Annotated in this window: 3 protein-coding genes; all 3 read left to right on the plus strand. The window is 69.1% G+C overall.

Annotation, left to right across the window (positions count from 1 at the left end; all coding sequences use genetic code 11):
- The coding region (locus VF794_RS28925; protein WP_331115946.1) for an efflux RND transporter periplasmic adaptor subunit at window positions 1-737 on the plus strand (737 nt) is incomplete at its 5' end.
- Window positions 734-1474 (plus strand): ABC transporter ATP-binding protein, encoded by a 741-nt coding sequence (locus VF794_RS28930; protein WP_331115948.1) that lies wholly within the window; start codon window positions 734-736, stop codon window positions 1472-1474. The genes VF794_RS28925 and VF794_RS28930, both read left to right, overlap by 4 nt.
- A partial coding sequence (locus VF794_RS28935) for an ABC transporter permease (protein WP_331115950.1) occupies window positions 1471-2418 on the plus strand: 948 nt, incomplete at its 3' end. The genes VF794_RS28930 and VF794_RS28935, both read left to right, overlap by 4 nt.

Consider the following 2418-nt stretch of genomic DNA (forward strand, 5'->3'; position numbering starts at 1 on the left):
GCAACCTCGCCAAGACGACGCTGCTGTCCCCCATCGACGGCAACATCATCGAGCTGTCGCGCGAGGTGGGTGAGCGCGTCCGTGGCTCGGACTTCTCCGAGGACGTGGTGATGACCATCGCCGCGCTCAACACCATGGAGGTGAAGTTCGAGGTGGGCGAGCACGAAGTGGTGCACCTCAAGCCCGGCCAGCCGGCGGACATCTCCGTGGACGCGCTGGAGGGCGAGTCCTACCAGGGCTCGGTGGTGGAGATCGCCCAGAAGGCGCTCATCAAGAACCCGGGCACCGAGGCCGAGGTCACCACCTTCCCGGTGACGGTGGCGCTCAGCTCGCGCCCGCCGCGCGTGCTGCCGGGCATGAGCGCCGAGGTCCGCATCTCCGCGGAGAAGCATGACGACACGGTGCTCGTCCCCATCCAGTCGGTGACGGTGCGCCCGGAAAAGAGCCTGCCGGACTACAAGCCGCCCGTGGAGGGCACGGGTCTCACGGTGGCTCGCCGCGCCGAGACGCTGGCCAAGGTGGTCTTCGTGGTGGACGCGGAGAACAAGGCCCAGGTGCGCCGGGTGCGCACGGGCATCGCCTCCGACACGGACCTGGAGATCCTCGAGGGCATCCAGGAGGGCGACAAGGTGGTGGAGGGTCCCTACCGCACGCTGTCCAAGGAGCTGAAGCAAGGCGATCTGGTGCGCGAGCCGCAGCCGGGCGGTCCCGGTGGCCGGGGTGGGAAGAAGTCGTGAGCGCCCTCATCGACGTCCAGGACGTCACCCGCGTCTTCCACGTGGGCGGCGAGGAGGTGCGCGCCCTGCGGGGTGTCTCCTTCGGCATCAACCGGGGCGAGTGGGTGGCCATCATCGGCCAGTCCGGCTCGGGCAAGAGCACGATGATGAACGTGCTGGGGTGCCTCGACACGCCCTCCAGCGGTCGCTACATGCTCAACGGCAAGGACGTCTCGCGCATGTCGGACGACGAGCTCGCCGTCGTGCGCAACGTGGAGATCGGCTTCATCTTCCAGACGTTCCAACTGCTGCCCCGCGAGACGGCGCTCGCCAACGTGGAGCTGCCGCTGGTGTACCGGGGCATCAAGGCCAAGGAGCGGCGCGAGCGGGCCCGGGCGGCACTGGAGAAGGTGCACCTGGCCAACCGCATGCACCACCGGCCCAACGAGCTGTCCGGCGGCCAGCGTCAGCGCGTGGCCATCGCCCGGGCGCTGGTGGCCGAGCCCTCCATGCTCCTGGCGGACGAGCCCACGGGCAACCTGGACTCGGCCACGGGCGAGGAGATCGTCCGGCTGTTCGAGGAGCTGCACCGCGCGGGCAACACACTGGTGCTCGTCACACACGAGCCGAAGCTGGCGGCGCGCTGCCCCCGGGCCATCCGCCTGAGTGATGGGCAGATGGTCGCGGACGGCCCCGGGCGCGAGGTGGCCCTGGGCCACCACGGGCCGCCCCCGGCGCAGGCCGTGGGGGGCACATGAACAAGGCGGTGCGAGTGGATGTGCTCGAGGGGGCGCGCATCGCGTTCTTCTCGCTGGGGGCCAACCGGATGCGCACCGTGCTCACCACGGTGGGCATTGGTATCGGCGTGGCCACGCTGCTGGCCATCGTCGGCATCATCCAGGGGCTCAACAGCTCCTTCGAGAAGCAGCTGGCCTCCATCGGCTCCAACACCCTCTACGTCTCCAAGTACCCCTGGGTGATGACGGGCGACTGGTGGAAGTACCGCAACCGGAAGAACTTCACCCTGCCGCAGGTGGAGCAGATCCGCGCGCAGTCGACGTACGTGTCCGGCATCTCGCCCTTCGTGGATCGCAACGCGGACGTGAGCTTCGGCGGCGAGCAGCTCTCGGCCGTGGATATCTCGGGCGTGACGCACGAGTACCTCTCCATCGCCGGCTACGAGGTGCCCAACGGGCGCTTCATCACCGAGGCGGACGACGCCGTCACCCGGCCGGTCGCCGTCATCGGGGCCACGGTGGCCGAGGGCCTCTTCCCGGGGTTGGATCCGGTGGGGCGTACCATCCGCATCGAGGGCCGGCCCTTCCAGGTGGTGGGGACGCTCTCGCGCAAGGGCAAGCTGCTGGATCAGGACCAGGACCTGACGGTGATGGTGCCCTTCAAGACGTTCTATTCCACCTTCGGCAAGAGCCGGGGCTTCAGCATCGCCCTCTCCATCGAGCGCCCGGAGGACCTGCGCGCGGCGGAGGACCAACTCGTGGGCATCCTGCGGCGCGTGCGCGGCACGCCCCCCGAGGCGCCGGACGACTTCTCCATCAACCGCCCGGAGATGCTGGCGAAGACGTATGCGCAGCTCACCGGGGCGCTCTATGGCGTGGCGGTGGGCGTGGGCCTCATCACCCTGCTGGTGGGTGGCATCGGCATCATGAACATCATGCTGGTGTCGGTGCGCGAGCGGACGCGG

This window comes from Archangium sp. (assembly GCF_036389735.1).
Taxonomy (GTDB): Bacteria; Myxococcota; Myxococcia; order Myxococcales; family Myxococcaceae; genus Archangium.